We start from the raw sequence: 16,984 nt of genomic DNA, 5'->3' as shown, positions 1-16,984 counted from the left end.
GCCGCCTAGGCGTCGCGACGCTTGAGCAGCACCGCGCCGATCACGAACATGACGAGGAACCACACGGCGAGAACGATGAGGCCCTGCCACGGCTCGAGCGAGACGACTCCCTCCGGGCCCCCCACGGCGCTCGGAGCGTAGGAATACATCCGGCCGCCTGCGGCGCTCGGAAGGAAGGCTCCGATGTTCTGTGCCCAGTCGGCTCGCGTGATGGCGGCCAGGATCTGCACGATCAGCGGCACGACGAGGATGAGGCCGAGCGAGGCGGCGATTCCTCCGGCACTGTTGCGGATGATCGTGCCGATCGCGAGCGACAGCACACCCAGCAGGGCGAGGTATCCCGCACCGCCGAGGAGCGCGAGCCAGAAGTCGACGTCGCCGAGGTCGGGCGCGATGCCCTTCGACGACAGCAGGGGAGCGGTCACCAGTGCGGTCACGATGAGACTGAGCGCCGAGACCACGAAGGTCACGACGCCGAAAACGATCGCCTTGGCAGCGAGCGCGGGCACGCGCCGCGGAACCGCGGTGAGGGTCGAGCGAATCATGCCGGTGCCGTATTCACCCGTGATGACGAGCGCGCCGAGCACCGCGACGACGAGCTGCGAGAAACTGATGCCGAGCGTTGTCGCCTGCAACCAGGCCGACTGCTGGCTCGCCCGGGTCGTCTGACCGTTGTCTGCCATCGTCGCGGCGACCAAGAGCCCGAAGCCGATGGTCACGACGATGATGATCGCGTAGCACCACACTGTGGAGCGAAGCGTGCGCAGCTTGATCCATTCCGAGCGCAGGATGCCGCCAAAGGAGAGTCCGGATGCGGCGGCCCGCGCGCGCTGGTCGACCGTGTTCGTCATGCTGCGTCCGTTCCGCCGGCGTGGTACTCGACTTCGTCCTGGGTCAGGGCAAGGTAGGCGTCCTCGAGCGACCCGGTGACGGGGGAGAGCTCGTGCAGCACCACGCGTTCCTGACTCGCGAGTTCCCCGATGCGCGCGGCGGTCAGCCCGCTCACCGTGAGGAGGTCCGGTTCGGGCCTGGTGACCTGCCCGGCGCTCGCGAGCAGGGTCGCGAAGCGGTCGGCATCCGGCGTTCGCACTCTCACAGCAGAACCACTGGCGAGCGCGAGAATGTCCGCCACGGGAGCGTCGGCGATCACGCGCCCGCGCCCGAGCACGATGATGTGGTCTGCGGTCTGGGCCATCTCGCTCATGAGGTGCGAGGACAGAAAGACCGTTCGGCCCTCCCTGGCGAGGTGCCTGGCGAGATTGCGCACCCAGATCACGCCCTCGGGGTCGAGCCCGTTGACCGGTTCGTCGAGGATGAGCGTGGCCGGGTCGCCGAGGAGCGCCGCGGCGATGCCGAGCCGCTGGCCCATGCCGAGGGAGAAGCCGCCGACGCGCTTGCGTGCGACGGAGGCGAGGCCCGTGAGCTCGATCACCTCGTCGACGCGGGCCTTGCGGATGCCGTGGGTCGCCGCGATCGCCAGGAGGTGCCCGCGAGCGCTCCTGCCGGTGTGCACGGCCTTCGCATCGAGCAGCACGCCCACCTCGCGAAGCGGTGCCCGCAGGGTGCGATAATCGGCCCCGTTCACGGTCACCGTGCCGGCGCTCGGCCGGTCGAGACCGACGATGAGCCGCATGGTGGTCGACTTGCCGGCGCCGTTGGGGCCGAGAAAGCCGGTGACTAGGCCCGGTTGCACCGTGAACGAGACATCGTTCACCGCCGTCTTACCGCCGTAGCGCTTCGTCAGGTTGGTCGCCTCGATCACGAAGTCATCCTCATGCCTTCAGCCTAGTTGGCGGCCCCTCACGAAAAATCATCCGGTCGATGTACTTCGGTGGGCACAAGGGCCAACCCGGCTCACTTGGGCCGACGCAGCGACCCGGTGCGGACGGATTGGCCCCGAAACTCACTCGGCGTCGCGGGCCTGCACCTTCAACGCACGGATGACGCCGGCGAGGTTCTCGGTGACGAGCCGGCGCAGAGCGGGGATGCCGGGGTTTGCGTCGAGCCACGCCTCGGTGGCGTCCCGCAGTCCCTCGGAGGCCAGCGGTGCCGGATACAGCCCAACCACGAGGGTTTCCGCGATGTGGTAGCTGCGGCTCTCCCAGATCCCGATGAGGCTCGAGAAATAGCGGTCGACCACGGCGCCGAGGACGGACGGGTCATTGGTGTGCTGGAATCCGACCGTCGTGGCGCGCACTATCGCGTTCGACAATTCGGCGCCAGCGCGGTCGCCGCCGGGGTCGACCACCGAATCGAAGGCGGCGAGCTTGCCCGCCTCGGTCGGGATCGTGGCCGCGGCGCGAGCTGCCGCCTGCTGCCCGTTGGCCGTGTTGTCGGCTGCAAGGGCCGCATCGATCTCGGCCTGGCCCGCCGCACCGTTCAGCACGAGGCCCTCGAGCAGTTCCCAGCCGAGGTCGGTGTCGATCGTGAGGCCCGGCAGGCCCGCCGAGCCATCGCGCAGGCCGCGCAGGGCGTCCACGTGTGCCGGAGTGGACGCGAGGTTCGCGAAGTACTTCACGAACTGGAACTGTGCGTCGGAGCCGGGGGCGGCATCCTGGGCCAGGGCCCAGAGCGCATCACCGACCTGCGCAACCGCCTGCGCACGCGAGGCCGGAGTCACGTAGAAGCGGATCGTTGTGCCGAGCTGCGCAAGGGTGGTGCGGATCGTGGTGCTCTCGGTCTCCGAGGCGATATTGCTCAGCACGAGCCGCACATAGTCGCTCGCGGGCATCTCCGCGTCGCGCGTCGCGTCCCACGCCGCGCCCCAGACGAGCGAGCGGGCCAGCGGGTTCTCGATGCCCGCGAGGTTCTCGATCGCCACGGCGAGCGAATCCGCGTCGAGCCGGATCTTCGCGTAGGCGAGGTCGTCGTCGTTGATGAGCACGAGCGAGGGCTTCTTCAGGCCGACGAGCTCGGCAATCTCGCTCGACTCACCGTCGATGTCGACCTCGATCCGGTGACTGCGCGTGAGCCGGCCGCCATCCAGATCGTAGAAGCCGATGGCGAGGCGATGCGGACGGATGGTCGGGTAGTCCTCCGGCGCGCTCTGCAACACGGTGAAGGAGGTGATGACGCCGGAGTCGTCGGTCTCGATGTGCGGTCGCAGCGTGTTTACACCCGCGGTCTCGAGCCAGAGCTTGGCCCAGCTCGTGAGGTCGCGCCCGCTGGCCTTCTCCAGCTCCTCGAGCAGGTCCGCGAGCTCGGCGTTGCCCCAGGCGTGCTTGTTGAGGTACGCGGCGACGCCGGTGAAGAAGGCGTCGCGCCCCACCCAGGCCACCAGCTGCTTGAGGACCGAGCCACCCTTGGCGTAGGTGATCCCGTCGAAGTTGACCTGAACATCCTCGAGGTCGTTGATGGTGGCAACCACCGGATGCGTCGACGGGAGCTGGTCCTGCCGGTATGCCCAGCTCTTCTCCATCGCCTGGAAGGTCGTCCAGGCCTCGGTCCACTCCGTGGCCTCTGCGGTCGCGATCGTGGACGCCCACTCGGCGAACGACTCGTTCAGCCACAGGTCGTTCCACCACTTCATGGTGACGAGGTCGCCGAACCACATGTGGGCGAGCTCGTGCAGGATCGTGACGACGCGGCGCTCCTTGATGGCGTCGGTCACCTTGGAGCGGAACACGTAGGTTTCGGTGAAGGTGACCGCGCCGGCGTTCTCCATCGCGCCCGCGTTGAACTCGGGCACGAACAACTGGTCGTACTTCTCGAAGGGGTACGGGTGGTCGAACTTCTCCTCGTAGTAGGCGAAGCCCTGACGGGTCTTCTCGAAGATGTAGTCGGCATCGAGGTACTGGCTGAGCGACTTGCGCGCGTAGATCGCGAGTGGAATCACGCGGCCGTCGCGGCTCGTCAGCTCGTCGCGCACGACGGCGTACGGTCCTGCGATGAGCGCGGTCACGTAGCTCGACAGCACCGGAGTGGGCGCGAAACGCCAGGTCGAGCGCCGCCCGTCCACTATCTCCGGCTGGGGGGTTGGCGAGTTGCTCACGACCGCCCACTCGCTGGGTGCGGTCACCGTGAAGGTGAAGCGCGCCTTGAGGTCGGGCTGCTCGAACACGGCGAAGACGCGGCGGGAATCCGGCACCTCGAACTGGCTGTAGAGATACACCTCGCCGTCGACCGGGTCGACGAAGCGGTGCAGGCCCTCGCCCGTGTTCGTGTATGCGACATCCGCGACCACCGTGAGCACGTTGTCATCGGCCAGTCCGTCGAGCTGGATGCGCACGCCGTCGCTCACGGACGCGGCATCGAGTTCGACGCCGTTGAGGTTAACGGAGCGAACCGTGCGGGTGAAGGCGTCGATGAAGGTGGATGCGCCTGCCGTGGCCGAGAAGGCCACCACCGTCGTGCTGAGGAAGGTCTCCTCACCCGTGGTGAGGTCGAGCGTCACGTCGTAGCTTGAGACCGAGACGAGTGCTTTACGCTCCTGCGCTTCGACCCTGGTGAGGTTCTCTCCTGGCACGGTTTTGCTCCTTCTTCGCTGACTGGATTGTGTCCCGAATCCAGCCTAGTAGCGCGAAGTTGGGCGGCGGCTCAGGCGGGCTGCAACAGGGTGCGTGCGAACTCGTGGTCGATCGGGCGGTGCGAGCGATGCGAAGAGGTACTGAGGTCGGCGATCGCCCGGATGAGCAGCTCGCGCAGCGTCCCGTCCGCGTCCTCGATGCAGGCCTCGGCGATGCCGACGACCGAGACCCGGAGGGCCGCCTCGCAGATGCGCGGGAGGTCGCGGGTGCGCGGCACGGCTTCGCCCCGTGAGAACTCCTGGGCCCAGAGGGCGGCGGCCGGTGCGCTCGCGAGTCCCGTCTCGATGAGCCGAAGGGCACGATTCGCGATGGGGTCTGAACTGGTGCCGAGGTAACGCTCGAAGCACAAGAGCCCGGTCGCGAGCGCGCGCTGGCGGTCCTCGCAGGCGACCGCGACGGCGGCGCTCGCGGCGCGAACCGCGACCAACACCGTCGTCAGCGGGTCGTCATCCACGAGCCCGATCACCGAGGGAATGAGTTCGACCAGCCGTCCGCGCTCGCGATCGGAGGTGCAGTCATTCACGAGTCTCGCGAGTGACGCGAGGGCGGGGTTCGTGCAGGAGGGATGATCGCTCCAGCGCTCGCCAGCGAGCCAGGAGGCGAATTCCATGAAGCAGGCACCCTGCCTCGGGCTTCGGTGTCTGCCCGCGGAGAGCACCGGCATGAGAACGGCTGAATCGCTTTTCGGCATTGTGGCCTCCAGAGAGTCTCTTCTTCCAGTCTGCTCCGACTTGCAGGCTTAGGCCAGAGCGGAATATCGGTCAGAGCGCTGTGGTTTGCTGGGGATATGAGTGATGTATCCGTTCAGCCCGCGTCAACCGCCGTCGATTTCTGGTTCGATCCCTCCTGTCCCTGGGCCTGGATGACGAGCCGCTGGGTGGACGAGGTCGCGAAGCACCGGCGGCTCGATGTCACCTGGCACGTGATGAGCCTCGCGGTGCTCAACGAGAACACCGACGTGAGCGAGGAGTATCGCTCGTTCTTCCCCAGGGCGTTGCGCTACACGCGTCTCGTGTCCGCCGTTCGCGAGCTGCACGGCCAGCAGTATGTGAAGCCGCTCTACGATGCGCTGGGCACGCGCATCCATCCGGGGCACCGAAAGGATGTCGAGGCCATCATCGACGAGGCGCTCGCCGAAGTCGGTCTCCCGCAGGAGCTTGCCCGCTACGCCGACTCGGAGGAGTTCGATGAGCAGATGCGAGCCTCGCACTTCGACGGCATCGGCAGGGTGGGGCAGGATGTCGGCACTCCCGTGATCGCGGTCGGCGATGCGGCGTTCTTCGGCCCGGTCATGTCCCCGACGCCGCGTGGTGAGCAGGCCGTTGCGCTGTGGGACGGCACCCTCGCGCTCGCCGGCTACGACGGCTTCTTCGAACTCAAGCGTTCGCGCACGAGGGAACCGATCTTCGACTGATCAAGTGACGACGGATTCCGCGCTGACGCGGGCTTTTCACAACTGATTTAGCTAGTGTGGTGCCGTGGCAACCACCGTTTTCGAGCGTTCGAGTCCCGACCCGCGCGTCATCAGTTCCTCGTTGCGTGGCGCTCGGCTCACGCCGTTCTGGCTCGATGACCTGCCGAGTCGGTCGTCCTTTCCGCGGCTCACGGGCAGCAGGAGTGCCGAGCTCGTCGTGGTGGGCGGCGGCTATGCGGGACTGTGGACGGCGCTGCAGGCGAAGCAGCGTGACCCGGATGCCCGGGTCGTCATCCTGGAGGCGAAGACCATCGGCTGGGCGGCATCCGGTCGCAACGGCGGATTCTGCGAGTCCACGCTCACGCACGGCGAGCCGAACGGTCGAAGCCGCTTCCCGCGCGAACTCGAACAGCTCGATCGCCTGGGCCAGCAGAACCTCGACGAGATCGAGGCGACGGTGCGCGATCTCGCTCTCGACTGCGACTTCGAGCGCACCGGCTCCCTCGCCGTGGCCACCGAGGACTACCAGATAGCGGAGCTGCGCGAGGCCCACGACGGCGCCACCGAGCTCTTCTTCGACGCCGAGGCGATGCGCACGCAAGTCGATTCGCCTACCTACCTCGGCGGGCTCTGGAGTACTCGGGCAACGGCCATGGTGCACCCCGCAAAGCTCGCGATGGAACTCGCTCGCGCCTGCCTCGATGCCGGCGTCGAGATCCTTGAGCATTCGCCGGTGACCGCCCTCGATAGCGAGGTTCGAGGCGGGCCGGTCACGGTGCTCACGGCGGCCGGTTTCGTGGCCGCAGACCGAGTGGCCCTCGCCACGAATGCCTTCCCGTCTCTGCTCAAGCGCTACCGGCTGCACACCGTTCCGGTCTACGACTACGTGCTCATGACGGAGCCGCTGAGCGACGCACAGCTCGCGAGCATCGGGTGGACGAACCGGCAGGGCGTCTCCGATCTCGGTAACCAGTTCCACTACTACCGGCTGAGCGCAGACAATCGCATCCTCTGGGGCGGCTACGATGCGATCTATCACTACGGCGGTCGCATCCGTCGCCGGTATGAGGACCGACCACAGACGTTCCAGAAGCTCGCGAGCCACTTCTTCACGACCTTTCCGCAGCTCGAGGGCGTCCGTTTCACGCACCGTTGGGCCGGCGTCATCGACACCTCGAGTCGCTTCTGCGCCTTCTTCGGCCGGGCGCGGCAGGGCCGGGTCGCGTACGCCGCGGGGTTCACCGGGCTCGGCGTCGCGGCGACGCGGTTCGCTGCCAGTGTCATGCTCGACCATCTCGCGGGGGAGGAGACCGAGCGCACGAGCCTCGAGATGGTGCGCTCGATGCCACTTCCGTTCCCACCCGAGCCCGCCACCTACGCCGGTGTGCAGGCCTCGCGCTGGGCCCTCGATCGAGCCGATCACAACGAGGGCAGGCGCAACCTGCTGCTCAAGACACTGGATGCGGTCGGCCTCGGCTTCGATTCCTGACCCGCTGTCGCCTGTCGGTGCTACCGTGCGGCGATGAAGCAGAAACAGTTGTTCCTTCAGGCGGATGCCGCGTTGCGCTCCGTCATCGATCGCATCCAGCCCGCCCAGCTCTCGCTCGCGGCGCCCGCGGACTGGAGCAGGGTCGAGAGTCCCACCCTCCGCGACATCCTTGCCGCTCACGCCTTCGATGAGGCGTGGGTGCCCGACGTTCTTGCCGGTCGCACGATCAAGGAGGTCGGTGATCGCTACGCGGGTGACCTGCTCGGCGACGACGCCGTTGCCAGCTATGACCGACTGAACGATGTGGCGACCCGCGCTGTGCTCGCGCATGACGACCCGCAGGGTGTCGCCCACCTGAGCTACGGCGACTTCACCGTAGGGGAGTTCTTCGAGCACACCGCGACCTATCGAGCCTTCCAGGCCTGGTCGATTGCGAAACTTCTGGGGCTCGAATACTCCCTGCCTGCCGAACTCGTCGAGGGTCTCTGGGAGCACATCGTGCCACAGGCGGATGTCTGGCGCGCGATGGGCGTGTTCGGTCCCGAACTCGAGACGCCGCCCGGCGCCGATCGCGAGACCGAGCTGCTCGCGAAGACCGGATTCCTGCGCCCCTGAGCCGTGCGAAGGGGTGCCTCGGTCACTTCTAGACTGGGATCATGCGCATCCACATCGCCACCGATCACGCCGGTCTCGAGTTCAGCCGCGAATTGCAGCAGCACCTGAGGGATGCGGGGCACGAGGTCATCGATCACGGTCCGGTGAGCTTCGAGCCGCTCGACGACTACCCCTCGTTCTGCATCGCGGCGGCTCGCGCCGTGGTCGCGGACCAGGAGCGCGGCACGGAGGCGCTCGGCATCGTCTTCGGCGGCTCGGGCAACGGCGAGCAGATCGCCGCCAACAAGGTGCTCGGCGCGCGCGCGGCGCTCGTCTGGAGCATTGCCACGGCGCAGCTCGCCAGGGAACACAACGACGCGAACGTCATCGCGATCGGCGCGCGTCAGCACAGCATGGCCGAGGCGATCGAGTTCATCGACTGCTTTATCGCCACGCCGTTCTCCGGTGAGGAGCGCCACGTTCGGCGGATTGCCCAGCTCGCGGAGTACGAGCGCAGCGGCGCGATCGCGGGTCACCCCGTCGACTGAGCGCCAGGTCGATCGGGCGTTAGGCGCTGATCCCTCGCGGTGCTGGCGGCGTGTACTCGGGGCCCTGGTGCGCCAGATCGGTCTCATCGCTCAGCGAGAATGCGCGCATTCGCTGCACGTACTGGTGCAGGGCGTTCTGCTGGCGGCGCAGGTCGGAAAGCTGCGTTTCGGCGTCCATCATCATGGAGGCAAGCAACTCGTCGGTGTCTCGCGTGACCGCTGTGGCGCGCGTGACTGTGGCGGAGACGAGCCGCTCGCAGTAGGCGTGCGTGCTCTGGGTCTCTTCCTCCGCGCGTTGTGACGCATTCGCGACGATCGACTCGGCTTCGATGCTGAGATCTTCCGCACGCTGCACGGCCGCGGTCACGTGCGCGTCGGCCTGGGCGTACGCCTTCTGGGCGTAGCGCTCGGCGTCGTCGTGAATCGCGGCACGAGCGGTTTCGGCTTCGTCCTGCTGCTCGCGAATGAGAGCCTCGGTCGTGACGAGCTTCTGCTGTGCTTCGTGCAGCAGCTCGGCGGCCTCGCGCTTGATGAGTTCCGCCTGGTGGCTCGCCTCCGCCTGGATCTGCGCGACCTGGCGCTCGGCCTGGCTGATCATGGTGGCGCTGCTGCGCTCCGCGCGGGTGCGGGTGTTGCGGGCCTTCGCCGTCTCATCCGCCGCCTGCTGTCGCGCCTGCGCGACCTCACGCTCGGTCTCGAGCCGCAGCTCTTCGGCCGATTGGTGCGCGTCGGCGAGGATCGTCTGGCTCTCGCGCGTGCTCTGGGTGCGCAGCCTGGTGCTCTCGGCGCGTGCCTTCGACAGGCGCTCCGAAGCCTCCTCCGCTGCGTCAGCCAGCATCTTCCCGGCCTGGCGTTCAGCGACGCGCAGCGTCTCTTCGAAAGCGGTGCCGAGTTCGGCGAAGCTCGGCTTGACCTGCGAGGAGCGCTCGTGAGCCTCGGCGAGTTCGCGCGTGAGCCGCTGGATCAGTCGGCCGTTCTCCAGGCGCTCGGTCTCGTAGCGCTCGACGCGCTCGTTAAGTTCGGCGAGGATCCGGTCGACGTCGCCCGGATCGTAGCCACGGATGGCGCGGCGGAACTCGATGACGTTGTCGTCGTAGGCGGTCAATTGAAGCTCCTCGTGATTCGAGCGCGCACCTTGTCCTCGTGTGACGCGTATGCAGGCCCCCGGCTGGCGTCCGGACGATGTAAGAGATAACCCTCTTAGGCTGTCATGATAGCGCGCCGCGGCCCTCAATCCGAGAAAGATCCGGCCGAGCCTCGCGTGCCCCCGATCTCGGCAAAAAGCTCAGTGGTGCGTGCTAAACAGTGAGCATGCCAGAAGGTCATTCCGTCCACCGCATTGCCCGCCAGTTCGCACTCCACTTCGTGGGCCAGGTCGTCACGGTCTCCTCACCGCAGGGCCGGTTCGCCGAGGGTGCCGCGAGGCTCAGCGGGCACCGTCTGGTGCAGTCCAGGGCGGTGGGCAAACAGTTGTTCCTCGAGTTCGACAACGAACTGTCGCTGCGCGTGCACCTCGGCCTCTACGGGGCGTGGGATTTCGCGGGCGACATCACCGCGGACGCGACCACGGCATCCGCCAACGGCCGCATGGGCCAGACCAACCAGCGCGGCACCATCGTGGATTCGGCGGGCGAGGATTCGCTGCACAGCATCGGTGCCCCGCGCAGGACGCGACTGCGCATGTCGGAGCAGGAGACGCTCCAACAGCCGCAGGAGGAGGCACCCTTTCCGCCGGACCCGGTCGGGCAGGTGCGAGTGCGGCTGCTGACGACGGATGCCGTCGCCGACCTGCGCGGTCCGACCGCCTGCGAGGTGCTCACCCCCGAGCAGGTCGTGACGGCCCTCGCCAAGCTCGGCCCCGATCCGCTCGTTGACGACCACAAGGAGGGCGAGGAACGGTTCACCGCCGCCGTGCGCAAGACCTCGACCCCCATCGGTCTGCTGCTCATGGATCAGTCGGTCGTCAGCGGCATCGGCAACGTCTATCGCGCCGAGTTGCTGTTTCGTGCGCGGCTCAACCCGCACACGCCCGGCAAGCTCGTGCCCGAAGAGGCGGTGCGTGAGCTGTGGCGGGACTGGGCGCACCTTCTGGAGGTGGGAGTGCGCACGGGCCAGATGCTCACGATGGAGGGGCTCGACGCCGAAGCGCAGCGCAAGGCCCTGGCCAATCGAGAAGACCGCCACTGGGTGTACCACCGCGAGGGTCTTCCCTGCCGCGTCTGCGGCACCCACATCGTCATGGAGATGGCCGCGGGGCGCAAGCTCTACTGGTGCCCGAAGGACCAGGCCTGATCGAGGCTCGCGCCGGGAGGGGGGATAACCCCACGTCCGATTCGCCGGGTGGCCGGGTTCTTGCGGCGGCCTGCGGTGGCGAGGCTGGAAGCACCACCCCAGACAGAAGGATTCCCCATGACAACCGCAGAGGCTCCACTCTCTGCCACGCTTGAGCGCGTGGCCCGATCCTCCAATCCCTACCTCCGGCTGTGGCGGCTCGTTCCGCGCGAGCTGGGCTTCCTGCTGCTCGGACTCCCGATCGCGGTGGCCGGCTATGCCGTCACGCTGACGCTCTTCACGGCCGGCATCGGTACCCTCGTCACCTTCTTCATCGGCCTGATCCTGATCATCGCTGCCCTGTACGTCTCCCGCGGCTTCGGCACGCTTGAGCTCGTTCGACTCGAGTGGGCGGGGCGTCCGGCGGTGACGAGGCCAGAATGGCAGGACAGCCGCGCGAAGGCGGGCTTTTTCCCCTGGCTGAAGGCGGTGCTCGGCAACGGTCACTACTGGCTGTACCTGCTGCACACGATGATCATCGACTTCGTCGTGACGCTCGTGAGCTGGACGGTGACCGTGGTGTGGGTCTCTGGCGCGCTCGGAGGACTAAGCTACTGGTTCTGGGAGCGTTTCATCACCAAGGACACAGATAACTGGGGACTCGCGCGCTCGATCGCCTGGCTGTTCGGCGCTCGCGGCGACACCTCGAGTCTCGATTCCTTCGACGCGCTGTACAGCTTCGTTCTCGGCGTGGTCCTGCTGGCCGCGCTGCCCTTCGTCACGCGCGGTTTGACGCTCGCGCACCATGGCATCGCCGTCGGGGTGCTCGGTGCCTTCAGATCGGATGCGCTCCAGCGCCAGGTCACGGACCTCAGTGAGTCTCGCGGGGCAGCCATCGCGGCCGAGGGGCACTCGCTGCGCAGACTCGAGCGTGACATCCACGACGGGCCGCAGCAGCGGCTGGTACGCCTGCAGATGGATCTCGCCGCGGCGGACCGCCGGCTGGATGCCGACCCGGGGCAGGCTCGCACCCTCATCAGCGAGGCGATGCAGCAGTCGCGAGACGCACTCGAGGAACTTCGTGCGCTGTCTCGCGGATTTGCCCCGCCCATCCTGATGGATCGCGGGCTTGTGGCCGCGCTCGAGTCCGCGGCCGTGCGCAGCGCGATCCCCGCCAGGATCGTCAGCGAACTGCCCGAGGGCACAGAGCTGCCGCAGGAGATCGAGCGGAACGCGTATTTCGTGGCGAGCGAGGCGCTCACCAACGCGGCAAAGCACTCGGACGCGACGATGGTCCGGGTCACCGTCGCGCTCAGGCGGCCGCCGGAGAGCGACGAGACGTGGCTGGACCTCGTCATCACGGATGACGGCCGCGGGGGTGCGGATATTCTCGATGGCCACGGTCTTGCCGGCCTCCACGAGAGGCTGCGGGGGATCGGCGGCACGCTCGACGTGCAGAGCCCCGCGGGTGGACCGACGGTCATCTCCGCACAGCTGCCGATCGCGTCGGCTATCGCGTCGCAGACCTCATAGCCGGGCCCATAGGCTTGGGGCATGAGTGCCCTTCGCGTGGTCGTTGCCGACGATTCGGTGCTGCTGCGCGAAGGGCTCGTCCGCGTTCTGCGCGAGGCCGGGGTGGACGTCGTCGGCTCCTATCCGGATGCCGAGGTGCTGCTCGCGGATCTCGAGTCGCTTGCGCCCGATCTCGCCGTTCTCGACGTCAGAATGCCGCCGACCTTCCGCGACGAAGGCGTGCGCGCCGCGATCCGGGCCAGGCAACTGATGCCGAGGCTCGGCATCCTCTTGCTGTCGCAGTACGTCGAGGTTGCCTATGCGCAGGAGCTGCTGTCATCCGGCAGCGGAGGGATCGGCTACCTGCTGAAGGATCGCGTCGCCTCGCTCGATGAGGTGAGGGACGCGATCGACCGCATCGCCGCGGGTGGAACGGTGCTCGACCCCGAGGTCGTCGCGCAACTCGTGGGTCGCAGGCACGATCCGCTCGAGACCCTCACCCCGCGCGAACGTGAGGTGCTCGTCGCGATGGCCGAGGGGCGCACGAACGGCGCCATCGCCTCCGAATTGTTCATCGGGGTCGGTGCGGTGGAGAAGAACGTCACCGCCATCTTCCAGAAGCTCGGGCTCGACGACTCCGGCAACGATCACCGCCGCGTTCTCGCCGTGCTCACCTGGCTGCAGCGCTGAACGACGTCCCGCGGTTCGCTGCGCTGCAGCTCAGCGCAGCGAAGCGATCCGCAGCGCGACGTCCCTGAGGTTCTTGATGCGCCTCTCGTAGCGCGCGGCGATCGCGATGAGCAGCACGCCCCCGATGCCGAGCCACAGCCACCAGGGAAGCGACTCGTAGGCGATCCGGATCTCGGTGGAAAATGTCGCGATGCCGTGGACGAGTGCGACGACGGCGCCCACGATGAACGGTGCCTGGAGCCTGCGCACCGCGCCAGCGATGAGCACGGACACCGCAACCACGCCGAGTCCGACGAGCCGCCAGAGCGGACGATCCTCGGCGCTCGCGAGCAGTGACGGAACGAGCAGAACGGCCAGGCCCGGGCCGAGTGCTGCCCAGCTGCGCACCCGTGGATCCTCCGCCAGCCGCACCGCGCCATCGGCGATCAGCGCGAGCGCGATGGGCACGGTGGCGAACTCGAGCGGGTCAATCGCACCGGTCACGATGGCGAGGAACCCGATTGCGGCAGCGTAACCGAGCGCAATCCAGCCGACCGCACCATCGAGGGGCGCTCGACCCCGGAGCGCGCCCGTGAGGTAGATCGCGAGGAACAGCACGAGGGTGAGGAACGCCCGAGCGAGACCCAGACCGGTGGACGCGAGGTTCGCGGCTTCGAAGGCGAGCACGACGGTCATGGCGACCACGACAAGGATGCGTGAGGCCAGCTCGCGAGCTCTCACCGCCCTCGGGGTATCCGCGTCGCTGCGCACGACCCCGAACGCGGCGGCGGTGAGGATGACCAGACAGCTGCCGATCCAGAATTCGAGCCTCCCGTCTGCGGTGCCCCCCTCTACGACGAGGAAGTAGGAGCGCCCGATGCTCGTGACGAGTACTCCGAGGGCGCCCGCGAGCGCGACTGCCGCAAGGTAGGGCCGCAGGCCGCCGCTGCGGGCGCTGAATGTCGCGACGAGCAGCAGCATCGCCGAGATGACGCCGATCAAGTAGGCGCGCAGTACCGGTCCCGTCGCGGACTCCGCGGCAATCGGAAGGATGGCGACGAGCAGGCCACCGAGGCATACGAGAGGAGCCACGGTGCTGTGCGTTCCGCGCGAGCGGGCGGAGTTCCAGATGAGCGCGCCGACCACGAGCAGCACCGCCGCGACGGGAAGCACGTATGCCTCGATGGCCGTGACGCGCTCGTTACTGAGACGCAGCCAGAGCCCCGCGGTCGCGAGCACGACGGCGAGCCAGCCGAGGTGTCTGCGGCGTGACGTCGAGGCAAACAGGCCGTCGGGACTGACGGCGAGGATGAGCGCGGTCACGGCCGCGATGAGCAGCACAAACCACGCGATCAGATCGCCACCGATCACGGTGAAGAGCACCCCGGGAACGGCGACGACGGCGATGCCCAGTTCCCGGAACCACCGCGAGGAGCTGTTGCCGCGCCGCACTGCAACGACGAGGGATCCGACCGCCACGAGCAGCGATGCAACGATCGGGGTCGCGTGGCGAGAGTCTTGCGGCAGCTGTGCGGTGGTGGCGAAGGAGTCGACCACCCAATAGGTCACGGGCGCGATCGCGAGCGAGGCGAGTGCCCGCTCGGCACGCAGCGAAGCCGCTCGCGCACCGGTGGCCCAGGGAAGCAGCACCGCGAGAACCATGAGCGCGAGGATGAGGCTGGTCCCGTGTTCCGGCAGCAACAGTCCGCTCGCAGTGGTCTCGGAGGATCGATCGTTCAACGCGATTGCCGCGGCGCCCGAGCTGATGAGCGTTGTCGGCGCGGCAAGCCAGAACAGCACGCGCCTGTCGAGCGCCGACAGGCTCGCGCCGGACTCCGGGGCCGCAGGTGCAGGCAGGAGAGCGGCGCCGAGGAGCAGCACCCCGAGGATGCCGACGAAGCGGAGCGCGTTGATCGAGGAGTGCCAGCTCGACGCATCGCCGCCGAGCTGGTGTGCGAGCGCCGCGGCACCCACGATCGCGAGGATCGCGGCGCAACCCAGCAGGGCGGCGCGCGGAATCCGGGCTGCCGCATCCGGAACGAAGCGGGCACCGATAAGCAGCAGGATGCTGGCCAGCGTGGCCGCTCCCCAGCTGTCGATGCTGAGCCACGACGCCGAGTACGCGAGCGCCGCGGCCGCCGCGCCCGCGGCGGCGATCGGAAGCCGCAGCGTACCGCGCGCGTTCACCGTTCGCCCCGAGGCGATCAAGAGGAGGAGAGCGATGATCGCGACCAGGAACCAGCCGGAGACGATCAGCCACAGCGACTCGAGAAGGGGAACGGCGAGCACGACGAGTGCTCCGAAGGCCCAGAGCAGAATCGGACCCCGTCGCCTGAGGAGGCCAGCGGCAGCCCAACTTGCCGCCGTGAGGGCAACGACGAGCGCGAGCCCGGCGAGTGTCAGCTCGAAGAGGGTGCTCCGCTCGGCCGCCGTGCGCCACGCCGCCATGCTCCACGGGTTCGCCGGACCTGAGCTTGCCAGGCCGAGCGCCACGGCAATGGCGAGCCCGGCCGCAATGACAAGTCCCAGCGCGGCAACGGCGCCCGCGGAAATCGCGGCCGTCACGGCGGCGACCGAATACGGCGTACGGGCGGCGCGGCGTGCCAGAGCCTCCAGCGCGAGCGCGACGATGGTGGCCACCAGCACCGGCCAGAACAGCAGCGTCTCACTCTCGCCCATGCGCATCGAGACGGCCGTGCCGGTCATTGCCGCCGCAACGGCGCCGATGCTCGAGGCGACAGCGGCGAAGGCTCGTGCGAGGAGAGACGTTGCGACACGCACCGTGATGACCACCTCGGCGGCACCGATGAGGGCGACCATGATGAGGGCGATCGCCGCAGCCGACTCGTTCTGTGGTTGCACGACGAACGCCGTGAAGGACGCGCAGACGAGGGCGAACGACGACATCGTCAGGAGAACAACGACCTCAGTGTGCCTCGCAACGCTCGTCACCGCTGTGCGGGCAAACGGATGGGCGAGCCCCGCGGCCCCGGCGGCGGCAAACGCGGCGAAGTAGCGGGCGGGGGTGTCGAGCCCAACGGCCAGCCCGCCGACCAGCAGGCCGAGTCCCGGAGCGAGCGCGGCGAAACCCACGACGTTCGGTACCCGTAACCCGGAGGCACGGTGCCACAGCACGAACGCGACTGCCGACGCCACGAGGGCGGTGCCCCAGTAGCTCGCGCTCTCGGCGGAGGCGAGACCCGCCAGGTCGTTCGCGCGCACCGCGAAGGCGTCGAGATAGACGAGGATCGCGGCGAAGACGGCAATCCCCTCGGCGGTGGAGTGCAGTCTGCGGCTGTTCAGCACGGAGGAGGTCACGATCGCGGCGATCGTGATGCCGCCGATGATGAGGCTGCGAACGAGCAGCCCGTAGGTAATGAACGCGAACACCAGGAAGAAGATCGCCGCGATCGACAGGAGCGAGACGCCCACGATGAGCATGACCAGCTGCACGCTCGACCGGCGTGGAGCGCCTCGGTCGGGCGTGAGCGCCGCGGCGGCGGCGGCGGGTGCGGGGCTCGTTGCTAAGGGGAGTGTGGGCGCGGGGAACGCGGCGGGGACCGATATGGCGGCGTCCGCACCGCGCTCTGCTGCCTGCTGCTCGATGAGGCGCGCGGTCTCGAAACGGATGCGACCGATCAGCGAGATCCGCGACTTGAGCACGGCAGCGGCATCCGTCGAAACCTGGAAGAGTTCGGCGGCGGCCGGATGATTGAGATCGAGCGCGCAGACCGCGCACACCCTGCTCGTCAGCGGATGGAGACAGGCGGGGCAGATCGCGGTGTTGGTGAGGTCATCCGGCGTTCGCGGGAACGAGACGCGACCGGCGTAGCGAGTGAAATCGGCGTCGGTATCGGCCATGGCACTGAATCTCCCCTGAACTCGTCGGGCTCAGACTAGCGGGGAGTACGCACGTCGCCGGGGGGAGGGACGCGGTCTGTGGAGAACAGTGACGCTCGCC

Annotated in this window: 13 protein-coding genes; 7 read left to right on the top strand and 6 right to left on the bottom strand. The window is 68.0% G+C overall.

Annotated elements, in window-relative coordinates; translation table 11 throughout:
• Nucleotides 1-5 precede the first annotated feature (5 nt).
• The 4 genes from ABUA37_RS00580 to ABUA37_RS00565 all read right to left on the bottom strand — a co-directional run bounded on the left by ABUA37_RS00580 (nt 6) and on the right by ABUA37_RS00565 (nt 5,136).
• Nucleotides 6-851 carry an ABC transporter permease subunit gene (locus ABUA37_RS00580; RefSeq protein ID WP_349897158.1) on the bottom strand — a complete coding sequence of 282 codons (846 nt, stop codon included), beginning with the start codon at nt 849-851 and terminating at the stop codon, nt 6-8.
• Complete coding sequence (locus ABUA37_RS00575; protein ID WP_349897157.1) at nt 848-1,762, bottom strand: ABC transporter ATP-binding protein; 915 nt, start codon at nt 1,760-1,762, stop codon at nt 848-850. Before ABUA37_RS00575 ends, ABUA37_RS00580 begins: the two co-directional genes overlap by 4 nt.
• A gap of 141 nt (nt 1,763-1,903) precedes the next feature.
• The gene (pepN, locus tag ABUA37_RS00570; protein WP_349897156.1) at nt 1,904-4,465 is read right to left on the bottom strand and encodes an aminopeptidase N; all 2,562 of its coding nucleotides are present in this window, start codon (nt 4,463-4,465) and stop codon (nt 1,904-1,906) included.
• Between the two features lie 71 nt (nt 4,466-4,536).
• Complete coding sequence (locus ABUA37_RS00565) at nt 4,537-5,136, bottom strand: hypothetical protein (RefSeq protein WP_349897155.1); 600 nt, start codon at nt 5,134-5,136, stop codon at nt 4,537-4,539.
• A gap of 177 nt (nt 5,137-5,313) precedes the next feature.
• On the opposite strand from ABUA37_RS00565, the gene ABUA37_RS00560 reads away from it, so the two are divergent.
• The 4 genes from ABUA37_RS00560 to ABUA37_RS00545 all read left to right on the top strand — a co-directional run bounded on the left by ABUA37_RS00560 (nt 5,314) and on the right by ABUA37_RS00545 (nt 8,571).
• Complete coding sequence (locus ABUA37_RS00560) at nt 5,314-5,940, top strand: mycothiol-dependent nitroreductase Rv2466c family protein (RefSeq protein WP_349897154.1); 627 nt, start codon at nt 5,314-5,316, stop codon at nt 5,938-5,940.
• Nucleotides 5,941-6,004: 64 nt separating this feature from the next.
• On the top strand, nt 6,005-7,429 hold the full coding sequence (locus ABUA37_RS00555; protein WP_349897153.1) for an NAD(P)/FAD-dependent oxidoreductase: 1,425 nt from the start codon (nt 6,005-6,007) through the stop codon (nt 7,427-7,429).
• 33 nt (nt 7,430-7,462) lie between these two features.
• The gene (locus tag ABUA37_RS00550) at nt 7,463-8,044 is read left to right on the top strand and encodes a hypothetical protein (RefSeq protein WP_349897152.1); all 582 of its coding nucleotides are present in this window, start codon (nt 7,463-7,465) and stop codon (nt 8,042-8,044) included.
• 41 nt (nt 8,045-8,085) lie between these two features.
• Nucleotides 8,086-8,571 (top strand): ribose-5-phosphate isomerase, encoded by a 486-nt coding sequence (locus ABUA37_RS00545; protein ID WP_349897151.1) that lies wholly within the window; start codon nt 8,086-8,088, stop codon nt 8,569-8,571.
• A 19-nt stretch (nt 8,572-8,590) separates the two neighbouring features.
• Here the strand turns inward: ABUA37_RS00545 and ABUA37_RS00540 are convergent, their stop codons facing one another.
• The gene (locus ABUA37_RS00540; RefSeq protein WP_349897150.1) at nt 8,591-9,676 is read right to left on the bottom strand and encodes a DivIVA domain-containing protein; all 1,086 of its coding nucleotides are present in this window, start codon (nt 9,674-9,676) and stop codon (nt 8,591-8,593) included.
• A 206-nt stretch (nt 9,677-9,882) separates the two neighbouring features.
• On the opposite strand from ABUA37_RS00540, the gene ABUA37_RS00535 reads away from it, so the two are divergent.
• The 3 genes from ABUA37_RS00535 (at nt 9,883) to ABUA37_RS00525 (ending at nt 13,044) form a co-directional block, all read left to right on the top strand.
• Nucleotides 9,883-10,863, top strand: a complete 981-nt coding sequence (locus ABUA37_RS00535) for an Fpg/Nei family DNA glycosylase (RefSeq protein WP_349897149.1) — start codon at nt 9,883-9,885, stop codon at nt 10,861-10,863.
• A 117-nt stretch (nt 10,864-10,980) separates the two neighbouring features.
• A complete protein-coding gene (locus ABUA37_RS00530) occupies nt 10,981-12,375 on the top strand; it encodes a sensor histidine kinase (RefSeq protein WP_349897148.1) in 1,395 nt (464 codons plus the stop codon).
• A gap of 21 nt (nt 12,376-12,396) precedes the next feature.
• On the top strand, nt 12,397-13,044 hold the full coding sequence (locus tag ABUA37_RS00525; RefSeq protein WP_349897147.1) for a response regulator transcription factor: 648 nt from the start codon (nt 12,397-12,399) through the stop codon (nt 13,042-13,044).
• Between the two features lie 30 nt (nt 13,045-13,074).
• Here the strand turns inward: ABUA37_RS00525 and ABUA37_RS00520 are convergent, their stop codons facing one another.
• Nucleotides 13,075-16,884 (bottom strand): SCO7613 C-terminal domain-containing membrane protein, encoded by a 3,810-nt coding sequence (locus ABUA37_RS00520; RefSeq protein ID WP_349897146.1) that lies wholly within the window; start codon nt 16,882-16,884, stop codon nt 13,075-13,077.
• Between the last annotated feature and the right edge of the window lie 100 nt (nt 16,885-16,984).

The sequence above is a fragment of the Parafrigoribacterium soli genome (assembly GCF_040227235.1).
In the GTDB taxonomy this organism is placed as follows: Bacteria; Actinomycetota; Actinomycetes; order Actinomycetales; family Microbacteriaceae; genus Parafrigoribacterium_A; species Parafrigoribacterium_A soli.
Note: the sequence above shows the minus strand (reverse complement) of the source record. Positions and strands in the feature narration are given on the sequence as shown.

What these genes read in the sequence shown, in the direction of transcription:
- ABUA37_RS00580 (WP_349897158.1), bottom strand. Translation starts at nt 851, where the DNA reads ATGACGAACACGGTCGACCAGCGCGCGCGGGCCGCCGCATCCGGACTC.
- ABUA37_RS00565 (WP_349897155.1), bottom strand. Translation starts at nt 5,136, where the DNA reads ATGGAATTCGCCTCCTGGCTCGCTGGCGAGCGCTGGAGCGATCATCCC.
- ABUA37_RS00560 (WP_349897154.1), top strand. Translation starts at nt 5,314, where the DNA reads ATGAGTGATGTATCCGTTCAGCCCGCGTCAACCGCCGTCGATTTCTGG.
- ABUA37_RS00550 (WP_349897152.1), top strand. Translation starts at nt 7,463, where the DNA reads ATGAAGCAGAAACAGTTGTTCCTTCAGGCGGATGCCGCGTTGCGCTCC.
- ABUA37_RS00545 (WP_349897151.1), top strand. Translation starts at nt 8,086, where the DNA reads ATGCGCATCCACATCGCCACCGATCACGCCGGTCTCGAGTTCAGCCGC.
- ABUA37_RS00535 (WP_349897149.1), top strand. Translation starts at nt 9,883, where the DNA reads ATGCCAGAAGGTCATTCCGTCCACCGCATTGCCCGCCAGTTCGCACTC.
- ABUA37_RS00530 (WP_349897148.1), top strand. Translation starts at nt 10,981, where the DNA reads ATGACAACCGCAGAGGCTCCACTCTCTGCCACGCTTGAGCGCGTGGCC.
- ABUA37_RS00525 (WP_349897147.1), top strand. Translation starts at nt 12,397, where the DNA reads ATGAGTGCCCTTCGCGTGGTCGTTGCCGACGATTCGGTGCTGCTGCGC.
- ABUA37_RS00520 (WP_349897146.1), bottom strand. Translation starts at nt 16,884, where the DNA reads ATGGCCGATACCGACGCCGATTTCACTCGCTACGCCGGTCGCGTCTCG.